Source organism: Streptomyces sp. CNZ287, from assembly GCF_007827615.1.
This window is the reverse complement of record NZ_VISV01000001.1, coordinates 605,265-625,338: the sequence shown is the minus strand read 5'-3', so window position 1 is coordinate 625,338 and position 20,074 is coordinate 605,265. Positions and strand designations below refer to the sequence as shown.

Sequence of the window (20,074 nt, the reverse complement as noted above, 5' to 3'; positions counted from 1 at the left end):
GGGACGGGTGATCCCGAGGTGGTCACGTCCCCTGCCGCACGCCCTGCCGCATGCCGCCGCGCCGCGCGCCGCTCACAGCCGGTGCGCCGCTCCCGGCGGCGTCGCCCCCCGGGTGTCGAGGAGGAGCTGCGCCTTCACCGCCAGCGCCTGGAGGTCGTACGTCCGGTGCGGCTGGAGCAGCACCGTCAGGTCCGCGTCCGCAGCCGCGTCGTACACCGACCCCGTCCGCGGCACCGGCCTGCCCAGCACCTGCCACGCCGTGACGTACGGGTCGTGGAACCCCACCCGCGCGCCCAGCTCCGTCAGCCGCGCCGCGACGTCGGTCGCCGGGGTGCGCTCCAGGTCGGCCACGTCCGGCTCGTACGTGACGCCGAGGAGCAGCACGCGGGCGCCGCGGGCGGACTTGCCGTGCTCGTTGAGGAGCTGGGCGCAGCGCTGGACGACGTACCGCGGCATCCGGCCGTTGACCTCGCGGGCGAGGTCGACCATCCGCAGCGGGTGGTCGAAGCCGGGCGCGGTCCTGCCGCCCGGATGCGGTACGGGGACGGGGACGCGGCCCGGGTCGACCGGCACCCCGTGGCCGCCGATGCCGGGGCCCGGGCGGAAGCTGTGCGCGGTGCCGAAGGGGCGGGTCTCGGCGCAGCGGACGACGTCCCACAGGTCGATGCCCCGGTCGTGGCAGAACCACGTCAGCTCGTTGACGAGGGCGAAGTTCACGTGCCGTACGTTGCCCTCCAGCAGCCGCACCGTCTCCGCCTCGCGCGGCCCCCTGGCCCGTACGACCCGCTCCGCGAACCGCCCGTAGAACGCCACCGCCGCCTCCGTGCACCCCGGGGTCAGCCCGCCGACGACCTTCGGCGCCGAGGCGGTGTCGGCGGGGTCGAGGGGGCCGGGGGAGTAGGCGAGGTGGAAGTCGCGCCCGGCGCGCAGCCCGGAGCCCTGCTGGAGGAGGGGCCGCAGGAGGTTCTCGGTGCTCCCCGGGTAGGCGGCGGACTCCAGCAGCACGGTGGTGCGGGGCTTGAGGTGCCGCGCCAGTTCGCGCGCCGCGTCGGCGACCGGGCCGAGGTCGAGCGCGCCGTCCTCGGCGAGCGGGGTGGGCACGCAGATGACGGCGGTACGGACCCCGCCGAGGTCGGCGGGGTCCGCGGAGGCGCGGAACCCGGTGGTGAGGAGTCTGCGTACCTCGGCTGCCGTCAGCGAGCCGCCGACCGGCGGGCGGCCGGTGGCGAGGGCCTCGGCGGCGCGGGGATCGGGGTCGTATCCGACGACGGAGAAGCCGGCCGCCGCCGCGGCCCGGGCGAGCGGCAGGCCGTGGTGGCCGATTCCGATGACGGCGACGTCTGCGGGCATGTCTGGGGGACTTTCCTTCCCGGAGGGCCCCGGACGCCGGGCCCGGGGTGGAGAGAGGCTCTTGTCAGGCTACGGGCATATATGACTGTTATTCAGTATTGGGCGGTTTGCGGCGCCCGTGGCGGCGGTTGCGCCCGCCGTACGGCGGCTGCGCGCCGTGCCGCGAAGGCCGACGCACGGTGGCTGTACGGCGCGGGTGCGGACAGAATCGACGTGGGCACGTGGACTGCCGCAACGGGGCGACAGGACGGGAGGCATCCGTGAAGACAGCGGTACTGGGGCCGGCCGAGCGCGGCGCGGCCCTCGCACAGATGGCCGAGCGCGAGCTGGACCTGCTGGTCGTTGGCGCCGGCGTGGTCGGCGCGGGCACCGCGCTGGACGCGGCGACCCGCGGCCTGGCCACCGGGCTGGTCGAGGCGCGGGACTGGGCGTCGGGCACGTCGAGCCGGTCGAGCAAGCTCATCCACGGCGGGCTGCGCTATCTGGAGATGCTGGACTTCGCGCTCGTCCGCGAGGCGCTGAAGGAGCGCGGGCTGCTCACCGAGCGCCTGGCGCCGCACCTCGTCAAGCCGGTGCCGTTCCTCTATCCCCTCAAGCACCGCGCCTGGGAGCGGGCGTACGCCGGCTCCGGCGTGCTGCTCTACGACGCCATGTCCGTCGCCCGCGCACACGGCCGCGGCATGCCCGCGCACCGTCACCTCTCCCGCTCGCACGCCCTGCGTGTCGCGCCGTGTCTGCGGAAGGACGCGCTCGTCGGCGCACTGCAGTACTACGACGCGCAGGTCGACGACGCCCGTTACGTCGCCACGCTCGTGCGCACCGCCGCGCAGTACGGGGCGCAGGTCGCCAACCGCGCGCGGGTCGTGGGCTTCCTGCGGGAGGGCGAGCGCGTCGTGGGCGCGCGGGTGCACGACCTGGAGCAGGGCGGGGAGTTCGAGGTACGGGCGCGGCAGGTCGTCAACGCCACCGGGGTGTGGACGGACGAGACGCAGGCGATGGTCGGCGAGCGCGGGCAGTTCCACGTGAGGGCGTCGAAGGGCATCCACCTCGTCGTACCGAAGGACCGCATCCACTCCACCTCCGGCCTCCTCCTGCGCACCGAGAAGAGCGTGCTCTTCGTCATCCCCTGGGGGCGGCACTGGATCATCGGCACCACGGACACCGACTGGGACCTCGACAAGGCCCATCCCGCGGCCTCCTCCGCCGACATCGACTACCTGCTGGAGCACGTCAACGCCGTGCTCGCGGTGCCGCTGACGCGAGACGACGTCGAGGGCGTGTACGCGGGCCTGCGGCCGCTGCTCGCCGGCGAGTCCGACGCGACCAGCAAGCTGTCGCGCGAGCACACCGTGGCGCACCCGGTGCCCGGGCTCGTCGTCGTCGCGGGCGGCAAGTACACGACGTACCGGGTGATGGCCAAGGACGCCGTCGACGAGGCCGTGCACGGGCTCGACCAGCGCGTCGGGCCGTGCGTCACGGAGGACGTGCGGCTGCTGGGCGCGGAGGGGTACCAGGCGCTGTGGAACGCGCGGGCGCGGACCGCGGCGCGGACGGGGGTGCACGTCGCGCGGGTGGAGCACCTGCTGAACCGGTACGGGTCGCTGTCGGAGGAGGTGCTGGAGCTGATCGAGCGGGACCCGTCGCTCGGCCTGCCGCTCACGGGCGCGGACGACTATCTGCGCGCGGAGGTCGTCTACGCGGCCTCGCACGAGGGCGCGCGCCACCTCGACGACGTGCTGACGCGGCGTACCCGGATCTCCATAGAGACCTTCGACCGCGGTACGCAGTGCGCCGCCGAGGTCGCCGCGCTGATGGCGCCGGTGCTCGGCTGGGACGGCGACCAGGTCGAGCGTGAGGTGGCGCACTACGACAAGCGGGTCGAGGCCGAGCGCGAGTCGCAGCGGCAGCCGGACGACCAGACGGCGGACGCGGCGCGGCTGGGCGCACCGGAGATCGTGCCGTTGTGAACGTTCCGCTGTGACCGTGCCCCCGCGGGGGTGCGCGCGCCGGTGCTCCCGCGGGTGCCGCGGGGGCCCGGCGCCGCGGTGGCGGCATGCCGGTTGTAGGTGCATGTAAGCAACCGCGGCACGGGACTTGGGCGGCGTCAACGCCGCAGACCAGGCCGCCCGCGGCGGGAGATCGATCGTGGCAAACCTCGCCCGGCGCTCAGGGGTGTCCGTGCGATAAGACACAATGGAGGTCCTGCCGGGGTGAATCGCTGAGGGGATCGATGGGGCGCGAAGGGGACGGCGCGACGGGTCGGCTGCTGGCCGGCCGCTATCGGCTCGGGGAGGTGCTCGGCCGCGGTGGCATGGGCACCGTCTGGCGTGCCACGGACGAAGTGCTGGGCCGTGCGGTGGCGGTCAAGGAGCTGCGGCTGCCCACCAGTGTGGACGAGGACGAGAAGCGCCGCCTCGTCACGCGAACGCTCCGCGAGGCGAAGGCGATCGCCCGCATCAGGAACACCGGCGCGGTCACGGTCTACGACGTGGTGGACGAGGACGACCGCCCCTGGATCGTCATGGAGCTGATCGAGGGCCGCTCGCTCTCCGACCTCACCCGCGACGACGGCCCGCTGACGCCCCGGCGCGCCGCCGAGGTCGGCCTCGCCGTGCTCGACGTGCTGCGCGCGGCCCACAGCGAGGGCATCCTGCACCGCGACGTGAAGCCGTCGAACGTGCTCATCTCCGACGACGGCCGCGTCGTGCTCAGCGACTTCGGCATCGCGCAGGTCGAGGGTGACCCGTCCATCACGACGACGGGCATGCTCGTCGGCGCCCCGTCGTACATCTCGCCCGAGCGCGCCCGCGGGCAGAAGCCGGGCCCCCCGGCGGACCTGTGGTCGCTCGGCGGGCTGCTGTACGCGGCGGTGGAGGGGCATCCTCCGTACGACCTGGGGTCGGCGATCGCCACCCTGACCGCGGTGATGACCAAGCCCATCGATCCGCCCGAGAACGCCGGTCCGCTGGAAGACGCCATCTACGGACTGCTGCGCAAGGACCCCGGCGAGCGGCTCGACGACGCGGGCGCGCGGGCGCTGCTGCGCGCCGTCGTCGACGCGCCGGAGGACGTGCCCGGCGAGCCCTCGGCGGCGACGGCGCCCACGACGATGGTGCCGCTGCCGGTGGTGCCGGACGCGGGCGGCGGGGCGGGCGCGGGGCAGGGCACGGCGGCGCCGGCGCGGCGGAAGACGGAGCGGAAGAAGACGTCGCGCAGACTGACTTCGGGGGCGCAGGGAAGCAGGCGTACGGCGGGACGGGCCGGGACGGCCGCGGGCGCGTCGGGCGCCGGTGCCGCCGCTGCCGGTGCGGGTTCCGCCGCGGCGGCGGAGGCGGCGGCTCCGGCCGACGCGCCGGCACCGCCGCAGACGCCGCCGCGCTCCGACGCCGCGCCCGGTACGCCGGATCGGCCGACGGCGCCGCCGCGGTCCGGGGCGGCTGCCGCCGGGACCTCGGGCGCGGCCGCCGCCGGTCCGGGGACGGCCGGGGCCGGAGGCCGGGAGGCCGGTGCGTACGGCGCCGAGGGCCCCGCCGCCCGTACGGCGGTCACGGGTGCGGCACCGCCGGCGGCCCGGGCACGGGCGGGCGCCGGTGACCTCGCCGCGCGCGTGGCGGCGCTGCCCCGGCGCACGCTGGCGGTCATCGCCGCCGTGGTGGCGCTGGCGATCCTCGGCACGGTGCTCGCCGTGGCGCTCGGCGGCGACGACTCCGACTCGGGCACGTCCGGCGACGGCGGCGGGCAGAGCGCGGGCGCGGGCACGCAGGACGGCAAGGAAGCGAAGCAGGACAAGGACCAGGGCGGCAGCGGCGAGAACGACGCCCAGGAGGACAAGCGCAAGCAGGACGACGACGGCGCGGCGGGCGACGAGGACGACGACTCCTCGGGCCCGGGGTCCGGAAAGAACGAGGACGGGGGCGACGACGGCTCCGGATCCGGTTCCGGAAAGGACCCCACGAACGTACCCGGCGGTTACGCGACGCTCACGGAGCCGGAGTTCAAGTTCTCCGTCGCCCTCCCCGACGGCTGGAAGCGCACCGCCACCTCGCCGGGCGGCGGCGGCGCGATCCTCAGCGGATCGTCCTCCTTCCCGCGCGTGCAGATCGACTTCACGTCCCAGCCCAACAACACCGAGGGCGGCGCGCTGTCGAACTGGCAGAAGATAGAGGGCGCCGTGAGTTCCTCCAGCTCCGGCTACCGCAAGATCTCGATGAAGGAAATCGAGTGGCGCGGTTATCCCACGGTCGCGGACTGGCAGTTCAGCCGCGTGCAGGACGGCCAGAGGATCAGGGTCCTGGACCGCGGATTCGCCGTCGACGACAACCACGGCTACGCGATAATGATCAGTTGTCCGGAGAACGAGTGGAACGGCGCGGAGTGCCGCGGGCTGCGCGACACGGCGTTCGAAACCTTCAAGCCGGTCGACTAACCCGCGCGAGCGGGGCACAGACCACCCGTCGAGCACGTATCGTGATGTCTCGCGGACCGTACGCATCCGGACCAGGCTGAATACCGACCGCATTTGGCCCGGTCTCAGGTTCATTGCGCGGTTGTGGGGAGGCGTTCGTGGACGACTACGCGGGCCGAGTGCTCGCCGACCGTTACCGGCTACCGGCTGCCGTCGACGCCGAACCCATCCACACGCGCGCCTTCGACACTTATAGCGGGCAGGACGTCCTCATCGGACAGGTGCCGCTGCCGGAGATCGTCGAGGCCGAGTTCATCGAGGACGGCGGCGGCGCGGATCCCTCCGGGTACGGCGACGGGGCGGGTCGCGGCGCGGCGAGCGCGGTGGTGCAGCGCGCGATGGACGCGGCCCGCGCGGCGGCGGCCATTCCGGACCACCCCCGGCTGGCGCAGGTCTTCGACGTCTTCGAGGAGGGCGGCAGCCTCTGGATCGTCAGCGAGCTGGTGCCCGCGCGGACGCTCGAAGGGCTGCTGGAGGAGCGGCCGTTGAGCCCGTACCGCGGGGCGGAGGTCGCGGCGGACATCCTCACGGCGCTGCGCGCGCTGCACGCGCACGGCTGGACGCACCGGAACATCACGACGCGCACGGTGCTTGTCTGCGACGACGGCCGGGTGGTCCTCACGGGCCTGGCGTCGGGCGCGGCGGAAGAGGCGCTGTGCGGCTACGATCCGCTGCCCCCGCCGCCCGGCCGCGGCGAACCCCCGCGCCCGTCGGGCAGCCCGGGGCCCCGCCCCGGCGTCACCGCGGAGCAGGCGGCGGGAGCGGAACCGGGTCCCGGCGACGCGCCGGGCCTGCCGCAACTCCCGGACCCGGCGACGGGGTTCCTGCCGGCGCAGGGCGCGCCCGGCGCTCCGCGGGGTGCGGTCGGCGGGCCGGAGGGCGGTGTCTTACCGCCGGGGTGGGACGACCGCGGGGGACCGTACGGCGACAGCGCGGAGGCGCGCGGTGGTGCGGGCCCGTACGGCACGCCGCCGTACGACGAGGACGACGAGGTGTGGCGCTCCGCTCCGTACGGGGCGGGTCGCGGCACTGATCCGGCGGAGGACGAGCCGCGGGGCGGCGACGGCCGCGAACCGGGCTGGGGCGCGCCGGGCGGCTCGGCCACCGGAGCGGGCACGGGCGAAGCCGCGGCGGAGGGCTGGCCGTTCGGCGCGTGGCAACAGGGCGGCCCGGCAGCGGGTGCGACGGGCGGCGAGCGCGGCGGCCCGCAGGGCGGACACCCGGGCGGCGGTGCCGCCGGGACCCCCGGGCAGAGGCCCGGCGTGCCGGGCGGTGGACCGGCTCAGCAGGCGCAGAGGAGTGGCGCGCAGTCGGGCGGCGGTGCCCCTGTGGCGCGCGGGCAAGGATCCGGGGCCCCGGGCGTAGGCCCGGCCCAACGGCCGTACGCCGGTGGTGCGCAGGGCGGCGCCGCGCAGGGTGCGCCGGGAGGGCAGCCGGGCGGCGGCCCTGCCGGGGCCCGCGGGCAGGGGCCCGCGGTGCCGGGTGGTGGACCGGTTCAACAGCCGTACGGGAGCGGGCCGCAGGGCGGCCCTCCCGCGGGGCAGGGGCCTCGCGGTGCCGGACCGGCCCCGCGCGAGGGGCAGTCGGGCGGTCGCCCCGTCCCCGCCGGTGGCGGGGACGTGCCCGCGGCGCGGGCCGGGGTGATGGCCGCGTACCAGGCCGGTACGCGCGCCGCCGAGGCACGCATCGCCGGTGGCGCCGGCGGCGCGAGACCTCCGGTGGTGCCGGGGCAGGCCGCGCGTACGCCCGAGGCCGGCCGGCCTCCCGGTGCGGGGGCGGGTCCGGCGTACAGCGACCGCATCGACATCGGCGGCGGTCCTCCCGCGCAGGGCGGCGCCGCCAACCCGGCCCCGCAGACCGCCGGTTCGCCGGATACCGGCGCCCCCTGGGACGACCTGCCGCACGACGCGGGCGACGACGGCTACGACGAGTACGGCACCGCGGACCCCTACGGCACACGGACGGCCGCCCCCGGCGGCCCGTACCGGTCCACGGGCGCGCCCCCCGGCGCCCCGGCCCCCCACGCCGGCGGCCCTGTTCCGCCCGGCGCCCCCGGCTCCGGCGGCGCACCCGGTGCGCCCGTGCCCGGCCGCGCGCCCGGCGCCACCGGTGCGCCGGGTTCCTACGGCTCCGGCCCGCCCGGCGGTGCGCCCGCGGGCGGTGCGCCCGGTCCGTATCGCGGTACGGGCGCACCCGGCGCCCACGGCGGCATCGGGTCCGGCTCCTACGACCACTCCGGTCCTGCCTACGGCGGTCCGGGCACGGCCGCCGGAACGCCCGCGCCCGGCGGGCCCCCCGCATCCCGCGGGCCGGGACCGGGCCCCGCGCCCGGCGCCGCCCCCGGCCACCACCACCCCACCGACCGTGCCCGCCCGCCCGGCGCCCCCGGGGGCCACCCCGCCGCCGGCCAGCCCGGCGGTCGCGGTCCCGGTGCCTACGGCAGCCCCGGCGCCAGGCCCGCCGAGTTCGCCGAGCCCGAGCAGCAGTCCCTTCCCGACTCCCTCCCCGGCGGCGCCTCCTACGGCGGCAGCCTGCCCGGGGTGCGCCCCGGGGCGTCCATCGCCGTGCCCGTCGGCGCGCAGGCCGTGCCCGCGGACCGCGACGCGCCGCCGGGACCCGAGGCCGGCGGGGCCACCCGCTACCCCGGGCCCAGCACCCGGCTCGCCGCCGAGCGCGCGCGGACGACGCGGATGCAGGTCGTCGGCGCCGTCACCGAGCGGTGGGCGCCCGAGCAGGCCGGGCCCGTCCACGAGCACTGGCAGCTCGCGCCCCCCGTCGGCCCCGCCGCCGACCTCTGGGCGCTCGGCGCGCTGCTCTTCCGCGCCGTCCAGGGGCACTCCGCGTACCCCGAGGAGGACGTCGCCGAGCTGGTGCAGCTCGTCTGCTCCGAGCCCCCCGCGCACGCGGAGGAGTGCGGGGCCCTGCGCCCCGTCGTGGAGTCGCTGCTCCGCCAGGACCCCACGGAGCGGCCGGACTTCGAGGAGCTGCGCGGCTGGCTGCGGTCCCTGATCCGGACCGCGCCCGAGCCCGGCATCGGCAGCCGTACGGTCACCGTGCCGCAGCACGGCACCGGCCGCGGCGGCGATCCGCGGCGGCTGCCGATACTGCGCAGGCGCGGCGAGCTGATGCGCAGACGGCGCGCGAACAAGTCGCCGGTGCCGGTGCGGAAGCGGCACAAACGCCGGGCGCGGCGCGGTCCGCGCGGGCCGCGCAGCCTCGGCCGTACGCTCATCGCCCTGATCTTCGTCGCCATGGCGGGCGCCATCGCGTACGCGGCGATGTTCATGCCCGGGGCCGACGAGGCGGGCCGCGACCAGCGCAGCGCCGTCGGCGCGGGCCGCGGGGACGAACCGGGGGAGCCGGCGGCACCGCCCTCGGACTCCGACGACACGAGCGAGGCCGGGGAACGCGGGCAGCCGAAGGAGTCCGGGGACGCCCCCGACAAGCCGAAGGACGACGGGCAGGGCAGCGGCGAGGGTTCCGAACTGCCCGACGGCTTCGTGCTCCGCGAGGACCCGGCGGGCTTCGAGGTCGCCGTCCGCGACGACTGGCAGCGCACGGCCGGGAGCGACGGCCAGGTCAGCTACGTCGGCGGGGACTACGAACTCCTCGTCGTCCCCGGCCGCGACGGTGTCGGCGAGTTCGGCAGCGATCCGATGGCGTACCAGCAGCAGAGCGAGCCGGAGCTGGACGAGTACCGCGACTCCGCGTGGGCGCAGGCCGACGGGCTGCGGCGGATCGAGGTCGGGCAGCGGGTCATGGCGGAGGGCGAGTTCGACTGGACCGACGGCAGCGGGCGCCAGGTGCACGCCCGCAACCTGGCGATGATCTGGGACGACCATTACCACGTGGTCCTGCTGATCGGCCCGGACGGGAAGAACGACGAGGTGGAGCGGTTCCACCGGATCGCGGCGGAGAGCTACCGGCCCACAGGGTGACGGGGCGGCGGGCCCCCGGCCGGGCCCGCCCCTTCCGTCCCGTACGCGCCACACGCCCCCCGCGTGACCCCGCGCGCCCCCTTCCCGTCACTTCGCTCCGCTACCCTCCCGCCCATGTCCGACCAGGCCACCCCTCTCGCCCGCCGCCTCGGCGTCGGCGACGCCGTGCTCGTCGGCCTCGGCGCCATGCTCGGCGCCGGGATCTTCGCCGCCCTCGCGCCCGCCGCCCGCGCCGCCGGCTCCGGGCTGCTCATCGGGCTCGGCGCCGCCGCCGTCGTCGCGTACTGCAACGCCACCTCCTCCGCCCGTCTCGCCGCCCGCTACCCCGCCTCCGGCGGCACCTACGTCTACGGCCGCGAGCGCCTCGGCCCCTTCTGGGGCTACCTCGCCGGGTGGGCGTTCGTGGTCGGCAAGACCGCGTCGTGCGCGGCGATGGCGCTGACGGTCGGCGCGTACGCCTGGCCGGAGCAGAAGCACGCCGTCGCGGTGGCCGCCGTCGTGGCGCTGACGGCCGTCAACTACCGCGGGGTACAGAAGTCCGCGCTCCTCACCCGGGCGATCGTCGCGGCCGTGCTCGCGGTGCTGGCCGCCGTCGTCGTGGCGGCGTTCACCAGCGGCGCCGCCGAGGCGGACCGGCTGCGGCCGGGCGGCGACACCTCGCTGTGGGGGGTGCTGGAGGCGGCCGGGCTGCTGTTCTTCGCCTTCGCCGGGTATGCGCGCATCGCCACGCTCGGCGAGGAGGTGCGCGATCCGGAGCGCACCATCCCGCGCGCGGTGCCGGTGGCGCTGGGCATCACGCTCGTCGCGTACGCGGCGGTGGCGGTGGCCGTCCTCGCCGTCCTCGGCGCCGGCGGTCTCGCGCACGCGACGGCGCCGCTGTCGGACGCGGCGTCGGCGGCGGGCGCGGGGTGGCTGGAGCCGGCGGTGCGGGTCGGGGCGGCGGTGGCGGCGCTGGGCTCGCTGCTGGCGCTGATCCTCGGGATCTCCCGTACGACGCTCGCGATGGCCAGGGACCGCCATCTGCCGCACGGTCTCGCCGCGGTGCACGAGCGGTTCCGGGTGCCGCACCGGGCGGAGCTGGCGGTCGGCGCGGCGGTGTCGGTGGCGGCTGCGACAGTGGACGTGCGCGGGGCGATCGGGTTCTCGTCGTTCGGGGTGCTGCTGTACTACGCCGTGGCCAACGCCTCGGCGTGGACGCTCCACCCGGAGGAGGGCCGCCCGCCGCGCGTGGTGCCGGCGGTGGGTCTTGCGGGGTGCGTGGTGCTGGCGTTCTCGCTGCCGCCGGCGTCGGTGGCGGCGGGCGCGGGGGTGCTGGCGGCGGGCGCGGTGGCGTATGCGGTACGGGGACGGTGGGCGGAGCGGTGACGGAAGGCGGCGCGGTGACCGGCTCCGCGGTGCTCCTCGCGCGGGCGCGGGCGCAGTGCCTCGCGGGAGGCGTGCGGTGCGCCGGCGCGGAGGAGGTCGTGGCGCGCGTCTTCGCCGTGCAGGCGCAGGACCTGGAGGCCGCGGCGCTCGGGCTGCGGGCGCGCGCGTACGGGCTCACGCGCACTGCCGTGCGCGAGGCGCTGGAGGAGCGGCGGACCCTGGTCCGCGGCTGGTTCATGCGCGGCACGCTGCACCTCGTACCCGCGGCCGACGTGCACTGGCTGCTCGCCCTCTACGGCCCCCGCCTCGTCTCCCGCGCCGCCCGGCGCTACCGCGACCTCGGTCTGGACGAGGACGTGTACGCGCGCGCGGAGCGCGTCGTCGTGGACGCCGTCGCGGCGCACGGGCCGCTGACCCGCGCCGAGTTGGCCGAGCGGCTGGCGCGCGTCGGCGTCGAGCCCGGCGGGCAGGCGCCGTTCCACGTCATCCGCAGGGCGGCGCTCGCGGGGCTGGTCTGCCACGGGCCGCTGCGGGCGGGGGAGCCCACGTACGTCGCGCTGCGCGACTGGCTGCCGCCCCCGGCAGGACCGCAGCCGGCCGGCGACGCCGCGGTGCGCGAGCTGGTCCGGCGCTACCTCCGCGGCCACGGACCCGCCGCCCCGGGCGACTTCGCCGCCTGGTCCGGCCTGCCACCGGGCACGGCCCGCCGCGTATGGCCGGAGCCGGCGCCGTACGGGCAGGGTGCGGAAGAACCACCCGGAACGGGCGACCAGCGCCCGGACGAGCCGGGACCGCCTCCCGACGTGCGTCTCCTCCCCGCCTACGACGACTACTGGCTCGGCTGGCGCGACCGCGACGCCGCCATCCCCCGGGACTTCATCCGCTCCGTCCGCCCCGGCGGCGGGCAGATTCGCGCCGCTGTTACCGTAAATGGCCGCGCGGCCGGCACATGGACCCGCCCGCGGCCGGGAAACGTGCAGGTCAGCATCTTCGCCGAAGGCCCCGACCCGGTTGCGGCGGATGTCACGGCGGAGGCCGCGGATGTCGCACGTTTTCTACAGAGCTGATATCCCGGGGAACGACCGCGCGGTAGTGCGCTATTGATGGTGCCATGACGGACGAGGGGGACAAGGTGGGGGACGAGCCCACGAGCTACGGCCTGCGGCCACCGCAGCAGAACGCCGGCGGAATCGCGCAGGGGCCCGCGGCCACCCAGTTCGTCGGCGATCCTTCGGTGGGCCGGCTGATCGGCGGGCGCTACCGCCTCGCCGCCCGCCTCGGCGTCGGCGGCATGGGCACCGTCTGGCGGGCCCACGACGAGGTCGTCGACCGCGACGTCGCCGTGAAGGAGCCCCGGCTGCCCGCCGACCTCGACGAGCGGACGCGGCAGACGGCGTACGAGCGGATGCAGCGCGAGGCCCGCGCCGCCGCCCGGATCGACCACCCCTCCGTCGTCACCGTGCACGACGTGGTGATGGAGGACGGCAGGCCCTGGATCGTGATGGAGCTGGTCCGCGGCCGCTCCCTCGGCGACCAGCTCACCGAGGGCACCCTCGACCCGCGCGAGGTGGCGCGCATCGGCGTCGCCGTGCTCGGCGCGCTGACCGCCGCGCACGAGGCGGGGATCCTCCACCGCGACGTCAAGCCCGACAACGTGCTGCTCGGCCGGCACGACCGCGTCGTGCTCACCGACTTCGGCATCGCCCAGATCGAGGGGGAGCAGGGGCTGACGGAGACCGGCGCTTTCGTCGGGTCGCCGGAGTACATCGCGCCGGAGCGGGTGCTCGGCCAGCGGCCGGGCCCCGAGTCCGACCTGTGGTCGCTGGGCGTCGTGATGTACGCGGCCGTGGAGGGCATGTCCCCGTACCGCCGGCAGACCGCGCCGGCGACGCTGCAGGCCGTGCTCTCCGCCGAACCGGCGGCGCTCGCGCGCGGGTCCGGGGCGCTGGGCACGGTCGTGATGCAGTTGCTGCGCAAGGACCCGGCGGCGCGGCCGGCGCCGGACGAGGTGCGCCGGCAGCTGGAGGCGGTGGCCAGGCCGGCGCCGGCGCCGACGATGATCGCCCCGGTGGGCGGCGGCGCGGGCGGCGGGCTCGGCGGGAAGCTCGCTGCGGCGCTGCCGAAGGGGCGCGGCGGGAGGCTGGCCGTGCTGGGCGGGGCGATAGCCGTGGTGGCGGCGCTGGTGTTGACGCTGGCGAACCCGTTCGGCGGTGGCGACGGCGCGCCGGAGGGCTGGAAGACGTACGACGAGACGGAACAGCTCAAGGCGTCGCTGGCGGTGCCGGAGGACTACAAGCGCAGCGTCGACGAGGGCACGGTCACGTACACGGACCCGGGCGGCACGCCCAGCCTGTGGCTCACCCGCTCCTCCGGCAACGAGGACAGCGCGCTGGCCGAGGCCAACCAGACGCTGGACTGCGACAAGGGCGAGAACCTGGAGTGCACCGAGCTGAGTTCCGACGTCGACGGGTCGGTCAAGGAGTTCGAGTACCGGGGCAAGGACGCCGCCGTGATGGTCACGACGTGGACCCGCGACGAGGGGTACGAGACCGAGACCGAGATGCGCAGCCGGGAGTTCTTCTACGTCAACGACGACAACATCGGCTGGCACCTGACCGTGGAGATGCCGGCCGCGGGCGAGGGCAAGCGGGACGGCGATCGGGTCTTCGAGGAGGTCGTCGACTCGCTCGACATCCAGGATCTGTGACGGGGCGGGGCGGCCGTTGGTGCGCCCCGGTGGTACGGGCTGCCGGCCGTGACCGGCGCCGGTACCGCCCCGCACGTATGAGCCAGCAATCGCTGGCGGAATTCGGTTACCGGCAGGTATCCAAAGGCGCTGCCGGAGTCCTACCCTCGGCCTTATGACGGAGACCGCCGTAGGCAACCCCACCGCTTCCGCTTCCGACGGCGCCCGCACCGCCGGCGCCGTCGCCGCCGAGTTCGTCACCCCCGCGCTCGTCGAGCGCCTCACCCGCGGCGTCGCCGGCACCGGCACCGTCGCCGTCCGGTCCCCTCTCACCGGCGACGTGCTGGCCGACGTGCCGGAGGCCGGGCCCGCGGACGTGGAGGCCGCGTTCGAGCGGGCCCGCGCCGCACAGCGCGCCTGGGCGGCCAGGCCCGTACGCGAGCGGGCCGCCGTGCTGCTGCGCTTCCACGACCTGCTCCTGCGCGACCAGGACGAGGTGCTGGACCTCGTGCAGTTGGAGACCGGCAAGGCGCGGCTGCACGCGCACGAGGAGGTGCAGTCCGTCACCCTGGCTGCCCGCCACTACGGCCGCAGGGCCCCCGCCTACCTCGGCCCCAAGCGCCACACCGGCGCGCTGCCGACGCTGACCAAGGTCACGGAACTGCGCCACCCGCGCGGCGTCGTCGGCCAGATCGCGCCCTGGAACTACCCGCTCGAACTCTCCGTCGGCGACGCCCTGCCCGCCCTCGCCGCGGGCAACGCCCTCGTCATGAAGCCCGACTCCAAGACCCCGCTGACCGCCCTCTGGGCGCGCCGGAAGCTGGTCGGGGCCGGGCTGCCGGAGGAGGTGTGGCAGGTCGTGATCGGCCCGGGGCCCGTCGTCGGCCCCGAGATCGTCCGGCACGCCGACTACGTCTCCTTCACCGGCTCCACCCGCACCGGACGCGAGGTCGCCCAGGGCGCCGCGGCCCGGCTCGTCGGCGCCTCGCTGGAACTGGGCGGCAAGAACCCCATGCTGGTGCTCGCCGACGCCGACGTGGAGAAGGCGGCGGAGGGCGCGGTGCGCGCGGCGTTCGCGTCGGCGGGGCAGTTGTGCATCTCCGTCGAGCGGCTGTACGTGCACGAGTCGGTCGCCGACGCCTTCCTCGCCCGCTTCGTCGCCAGGACCAGGGCCCTGCGGCTGGGCAACACCCTCGGCTACGGCGCCGACATGGGCTCGCTGGTCAGCGCCCAGCAGTTGGAGACCGTCACCCGGCACGTGGACGAGGCGGTCGGCAAGGGCGCCGAGGTGCTGGCCGGCGGGCGGGCGCGGCCCGACGTGGGCCCGTACTTCTACGAGCCGACGATCCTCGACGGCGTCGAGCCCGGCATGACCGTCTGCGACGAGGAGACCTTCGGGCCGGTCGTCTCGGTCTACCGCTTCCGCGACGAGGACGACGCCGTCGCGCGCGCCAACGCGACGCCGTACGGGCTGAACGCGAGCGTGTGGACGAAGGACGGCCGCCGGGGCCGCCGGATCGCGGCCAGGATCCGGTCGGGCACGGTGAACGTCAACGAGGCGTACGGGGCCGCGTATGGCAGCGTGCAGGCGCCCATGGGCGGAATGAAGGACTCCGGGATCGGCCGCCGGCACGGCTCGGAGGGGATCCTGAAGTACACGGAGTCGCAGACGGTGGCGGAACAGCGGGTGGTACCGCTGGCGCCGTTCGCGCTCGGGCCGCTGCGGTACGACGACGACAAGAGTTACGCGGCCTTCATGAGCCGCGGACTGCGCGCGCTGAAGGCGCTGCGGTTCCGCTGAGGCGGGTGTGTGTACGGAGCCGTTGCGCGCCGCGCGTCCGCGGGCGGCGCGCACCCGGGCGGTGGCGCCGGGGCGGGCGCGGGGCGGCCGGTCCGGGCGTCCCCGGAGCCGACCGCATCCTGCCGGGACCGGGAAGCTGTCCCCTGCATCCGGTCACCGCGTCCGGTCCAACGAACCGGGTGTGGCGGCGGTCACGCCACCCGGACGCCGACCGGGTGACCCGCGAGAACGGATTTGCCCCCGCCCGTCCCCCTTGCTGAAACCATTCTGTGACTGGAGGGACCGGACTCCCCTTCGGATATCGGATCGTCACCGTAGGAGTCTGGAACGCGGGGGTTCGTATGGCCTTGAATGCAGTGCCATGCACTTCCTCCGGCCCCTTGTGACGTTCCCGCGCGTGGTGCGCCACTACTCCTGGGTCGGCGCCGACTTGCCCCTCGACGAAGACGTCCTGCTGGACGCTCCGGGACAGCGCGTCCGGGCGGTGCTCCCGGCCGCCGAGGCGGGCGACTTCCGCCCGGCCCGCGAACTCCTCGCCGGTGCCGGGCGGGCGGCGGAGTGGGAGCGCCGGGACACCTACGTCGCGGAGTTGGCGACCGCGGCCCTCGACGACGACGGGTGGCTGCGGCGGTGGCGGGAGTGGGACCCGGAGTGCGGGGACGCGGCGGTGGTCGAGGCGGAGCGGCTGCTGCGGGCGTGGCGGGCGGAGCGGTACGGGCCGCGCAGACGGAGGTTCGAGGGCTGGGGCGTACGCCGGCGGGGCGGGGCGGCGCCGGGGCCGTGGGCGGGCGCGGGGCCCGCCGAGGGGGCCGGTGCCGGGGGCGGTGACGGTGACGGGGCGGGTGGCGCGTGGGCCGGGATGGCCGACGCGGAGTCGTGGCCGTGGTACGGGGTGCCGGGCGCGGGGCCCGGGTACGGACGGCCGGGTTCGGGAACGGAGCACGACCGGCCGGGTACGGGGGCGGGCGCGGGGGCCGACTCCGGCGCCGGACCGGGGGGACCGGCGCCGGGGGGCGGGGATCCCCGTACCGGCGCGGGAGGAACCGCCGGGACCGCCGGAGCCGCCGGTGCGGCCGGCCCCGGCGGCGGGCGGCGCTCCCGGGGCCCGTACGGCGCCGGCGGCCTTCCCGCCACCGACCCCCGGGCCGTGCTGCGCGACGTCCTGCCCCTCGTCCGGCTGGCCGCGGCCCAGGCGCCCGGCGACCCCGTGCCGTGGCGCATCGCCCTCGACCACGCCACCGCCGTACGCGCGCCGCGGGAGGCGTTCGTCTCCCGGTTCGCCGAGGCGGTCGTCCGCGCGCCGGGACACCACGGGGCGCACGTCGCGGCGTTGCGCTACCTCGCCATCGTCGGAGACGCGGACGTCGAGGAGTTGATGGTCTTCGCGGAGGAGTCGGCGGAGGAGGCGCTGCCGGGGTCTCTGCTGCACGCGCTGCCGCTGGAGGCCGCGTCGCTGGGCGTGTGCCGGACCCGTAGCACACCGTCCGGCGGCCCCGACCCCGCCGACGCGCCCGGCTCGTCCACCACCTGGGCCGTCGAACGCGCGCTGGAGCTGTCCGCGCACTACGAGCCCGGCGACGCCGAGGCCGCCGGTTTCCGCAACTGCCTCGCCGCCGCGCTCGTCCGCGCCCGGCGCTGGGACGAGGCGCTGGAGGTCTTCCGCGCCGTCGGCTCGGACGCCCGCGGCGTGCCCTGGGCACGGCCCGGCGACGACACCGAGGCCATCAGGCGCCGCTTCCTCCTCGCCCGCCAGGAGGTACGGGCCCAACTCGCCCGGCGCGTCCCGCTCTTCGGCCCCCGCCCGGACAACGCCCCCGGCCCCGGCGCCGCCTTCGGGCCGGCAGGCCCCGGCACCCGGCCCGAGCCGGCCCCGTACGCCGGGATCGTCGTCTGCACCGCGCCCCCGGCCGCGGTCGCCAAGGCGGCCCACGCGGCGGACCTGCGGCTGCGCCTCACCCCCACCGGCGGCGCCCGCACCTGCGCCCAACTGCGCACCCGGCAGCGCCCGGCGCCGGGCAGGCCGCCGGTGCGCGTGCCGGGACGGGCGCCGGGCCGGTGGCCGCGGGGCCGTACGGCGGCGGGGGAAGCGCCGTCGCCGGACGCGCTGCTCGCCGCCGCGGCGGCGATGACGCGGGGCGAGGGCTGGCCCGCGGTGGCGCTGTACGCGGTCGACGGCGCGGCGGGGATCGCGGTGTACCGGGGCGGGGAGCGGACGGCGGAGTTCACGTGGCGCGCGTCGGGCACGGCGGTGGCGGCGACCGTACGGGACGTGGCGCAGAGCGCGTCGCCGGGCGGCGGCGGCGCGGCGCCCGGCAGTCCTGAGCGGGCGCCGCGGGGCGGCACGGGGCGGGTGGCGCAGTTCGCGGAGGTACGGGACACGGCGGAGGCGATCGCCGCGGCACTGGCGGTCGCGGACGCCAGACCGCTCACGGGCGTGCTGCGCACGGCGGGCACGCGCCGCCCCCGCAGCACGCTGGCGGAGGCGCTCCAGGCCCTGGATCTGGCGGCGCTGGCCCCTCTCTTCGCCCCCACGCCCGCCGACCCGCCCTCCCGCCCGACCACGCCCCAGGCGGGTCCGGACCCGATCTCCTGAGGCGCCGCGCGCCGCCGCGTGCTGCACGGCGGCGCGGCGGCCGGCGCCGTAGAGGCCGCACTCCGGAAGGCCGAGACCCTGGGCGGCACCCGCCGCATGGGCCCGGAAGGCACCCCCGGAACCCTGGTGGTCGGCCACTTCACCGACCCGGAGGGCCATCTGATCGGCGTAGCGGGCACGAGGTAACCGGAAAGGCCGGCCCCGTCGCCCCCGGGATACCGGGTGGTGACGCAGAGCGGTGGGGGCACCTGGGGTCTCAGGTGCCGCCGGCCCCCGGCGCGCCGTATCGGGCGAGCATGGTCAGCACCGCTTGGTCGACCGCGTTGGAGAGGGCGGAGTCGTCAGGTTCCCAGCGTGCGAGCAGCATCCGCGGCCAGAACACGTAGTTGGAGATCATCCCGAGGAATTGGGTCGCCGCCATCTCCGCATCGTCAAGCCGGGCCGTACCGGCGGCGTTCTCCGCTGCCAGGTAGCGGCGGACCGATTCGAAGTAGGGCATCTTGCCGAGCTTGAACTGGGTTTCGCCGAGCTCGGGGAAGCGCGGTACCTCGGCGATGACGATGCGGAAGAGGGCGGCCATGCCGGGCTGGGTGAGCAGCGCCACGTATCGGCGTCCGATGGTCTCAAGCCCTGCGCGGAGGTTTCCCGGCTCGGGGAGGGGCGCCTCCCCGTCGTCGACCTTCCAGTATTCGGTGACGATCGCCTCGAACAGGGCCGCCTTGGTGGTGAACTGCTTGAACAGGGTCGCCCTCGACACTCCGGCCGCCTCCGCGATGCGGGCCAGCGAGGTGCCGTCGTAGCCGGAGTCGAGGAACAGCTTCGTCGCCGCCTCGATGATGGACGTCCGCTTCTGGGCCGCGACGCGCCGGTGGTACTCCGAAGGCTGTGCCGTCATGACCTCCAGTATGCCTCTCACTACGAGGTGAGTCACTTGACTCACCTCTAACCCTGCTCCTACCTTGAGAGAAGAGGTGAGTCACTCGGCTCACCCCTGTGAAAGCCTGGAAGGAAGCATCATGGGACGCTTTGAGGGGCACACCGTCATCGTCACCGGTGGCACCGGGGGCATGGGCAGCAGTCATGTGCACGGCTACCACGCCGAGGGGGCGAACGTCGTCATCGCCGGCCGCGACGACGACGCCGGCCGTGATCTCGCTGCTCAGCTCGGTCATCGGGCTCTCTCCGTCCACCTGGATGTCGCCAGTGAGGACGACTGGGCGGCGGTGGTGCGAGACGTCGAAGGCCACTTCGGGCCGATCACCATCCTGGTGAACAACGCGGGCGTCCAGAACCCGGCGGCCCCTATCGAGCACACCGAACTCCACACCTGGGAGCACTCCTTCAGCGTCAACGTCACCGGCCAGTTCCTCGGCATCAGGGCCGTGGCTCCGTCGATGCGCAGGGGAGGCGGCGGAACCATCGTCAACATCGCCTCGACCATGGCCCACGCCGGCACGGCCTTCTACGCCCCTTACACCGCCAGCAAGTGGGCCGTGCGCGGACTGACCAAGACGGCCGCGCTGGAGCTGGGACGGGACAACATCCGGGTCAACTCCATCCACCCCGGCGTCGTCTCCACACCGCTGATCAACGAACCCACCGTCGCGGGCCAGCCGGCCATCGCCGACTTCTACTCGCCCGACCCGTTCGCCATCCCCCGCCTCGCCGAACCCTCCGAGATCACCCGCCTGTTGCTCTTCATCACCTCCCAGGACGCATCTTTCGCTACGGGCTCGGAATTCGTCCTGGACGGGGGCCTGCTGCTCGGCCCTGCACTCCAACCCGAAGCCGACATCGCAGCTTGAGCCGGCATTGCAGTGCAGGGCATGGAGTCGCGGGACGTCCTGCACAGCTGCTTCACCGGCACAGGCCGATG

General features: G+C 75.9%; 12 protein-coding genes. 10 read left to right on the top strand and 2 right to left on the bottom strand.

Translation table 11 applies throughout. From position 1 onward, the window contains the following. Window positions 1-72: 72 nt before the first annotated feature. Window positions 73-1,350, bottom strand: coding sequence for a nucleotide sugar dehydrogenase (locus tag FB457_RS02770; protein ID WP_145780677.1), 1,278 nt, complete (start codon window positions 1,348-1,350; stop codon window positions 73-75). A 260-nt stretch (window positions 1,351-1,610) separates the two neighbouring features. Here FB457_RS02770 and FB457_RS02765 point away from each other — a divergent pair, with 260 nt between their 5' ends. The 9 genes from FB457_RS02765 (at window position 1,611) to FB457_RS02725 (ending at window position 18,384) form a co-directional block, all read left to right on the top strand. Next, on the top strand, window positions 1,611-3,317 hold the full coding sequence (locus tag FB457_RS02765) for a glycerol-3-phosphate dehydrogenase/oxidase (protein ID WP_047017615.1): 1,707 nt from the start codon (window positions 1,611-1,613) through the stop codon (window positions 3,315-3,317). A 263-nt stretch (window positions 3,318-3,580) separates the two neighbouring features. Next, window positions 3,581-5,776, top strand: coding sequence for a serine/threonine-protein kinase (locus tag FB457_RS02760; protein ID WP_047017616.1), 2,196 nt, complete (start codon window positions 3,581-3,583; stop codon window positions 5,774-5,776). 137 nt (window positions 5,777-5,913) lie between these two features. Then, on the top strand, window positions 5,914-9,753 hold the full coding sequence (locus tag FB457_RS02755; protein ID WP_145780675.1) for a protein kinase: 3,840 nt from the start codon (window positions 5,914-5,916) through the stop codon (window positions 9,751-9,753). 114 nt (window positions 9,754-9,867) lie between these two features. Beyond that, the gene (locus FB457_RS02750; protein WP_047017618.1) at window positions 9,868-11,118 is read left to right on the top strand and encodes an APC family permease; all 1,251 of its coding nucleotides are present in this window, start codon (window positions 9,868-9,870) and stop codon (window positions 11,116-11,118) included. Then, a complete protein-coding gene (locus FB457_RS02745; RefSeq protein ID WP_047020296.1) occupies window positions 11,115-12,185 on the top strand; it encodes a winged helix DNA-binding domain-containing protein in 1,071 nt (356 codons plus the stop codon). The genes FB457_RS02750 and FB457_RS02745 overlap by 4 nt, the downstream gene beginning before the upstream one ends. Before the next feature lie 44 nt (window positions 12,186-12,229). After that, the gene (locus tag FB457_RS02740; RefSeq protein WP_145780673.1) at window positions 12,230-13,825 is read left to right on the top strand and encodes a serine/threonine-protein kinase; all 1,596 of its coding nucleotides are present in this window, start codon (window positions 12,230-12,232) and stop codon (window positions 13,823-13,825) included. A gap of 154 nt (window positions 13,826-13,979) precedes the next feature. Then, the gene (locus tag FB457_RS02735) at window positions 13,980-15,605 is read left to right on the top strand and encodes a succinic semialdehyde dehydrogenase (protein ID WP_047017620.1); all 1,626 of its coding nucleotides are present in this window, start codon (window positions 13,980-13,982) and stop codon (window positions 15,603-15,605) included. A gap of 361 nt (window positions 15,606-15,966) precedes the next feature. Continuing rightward, complete coding sequence (locus FB457_RS02730; protein ID WP_145780670.1) at window positions 15,967-18,198, top strand: hypothetical protein; 2,232 nt, start codon at window positions 15,967-15,969, stop codon at window positions 18,196-18,198. A gap of 18 nt (window positions 18,199-18,216) precedes the next feature. Continuing rightward, window positions 18,217-18,384, top strand: a complete 168-nt coding sequence (locus FB457_RS02725) for a VOC family protein (RefSeq protein ID WP_253911390.1) — start codon at window positions 18,217-18,219, stop codon at window positions 18,382-18,384. Between the two features lie 70 nt (window positions 18,385-18,454). Here FB457_RS02725 and FB457_RS02720 read toward each other — a convergent pair whose 3' ends face one another. Further along, window positions 18,455-19,093, bottom strand: a complete 639-nt coding sequence (locus FB457_RS02720) for a TetR/AcrR family transcriptional regulator (RefSeq protein WP_047017622.1) — start codon at window positions 19,091-19,093, stop codon at window positions 18,455-18,457. A 121-nt stretch (window positions 19,094-19,214) separates the two neighbouring features. Here FB457_RS02720 and FB457_RS02715 point away from each other — a divergent pair, with 121 nt between their 5' ends. Continuing rightward, window positions 19,215-20,003 (top strand): SDR family NAD(P)-dependent oxidoreductase, encoded by a 789-nt coding sequence (locus tag FB457_RS02715; RefSeq protein WP_047017623.1) that lies wholly within the window; start codon window positions 19,215-19,217, stop codon window positions 20,001-20,003. Window positions 20,004-20,074 lie beyond the last annotated feature (71 nt).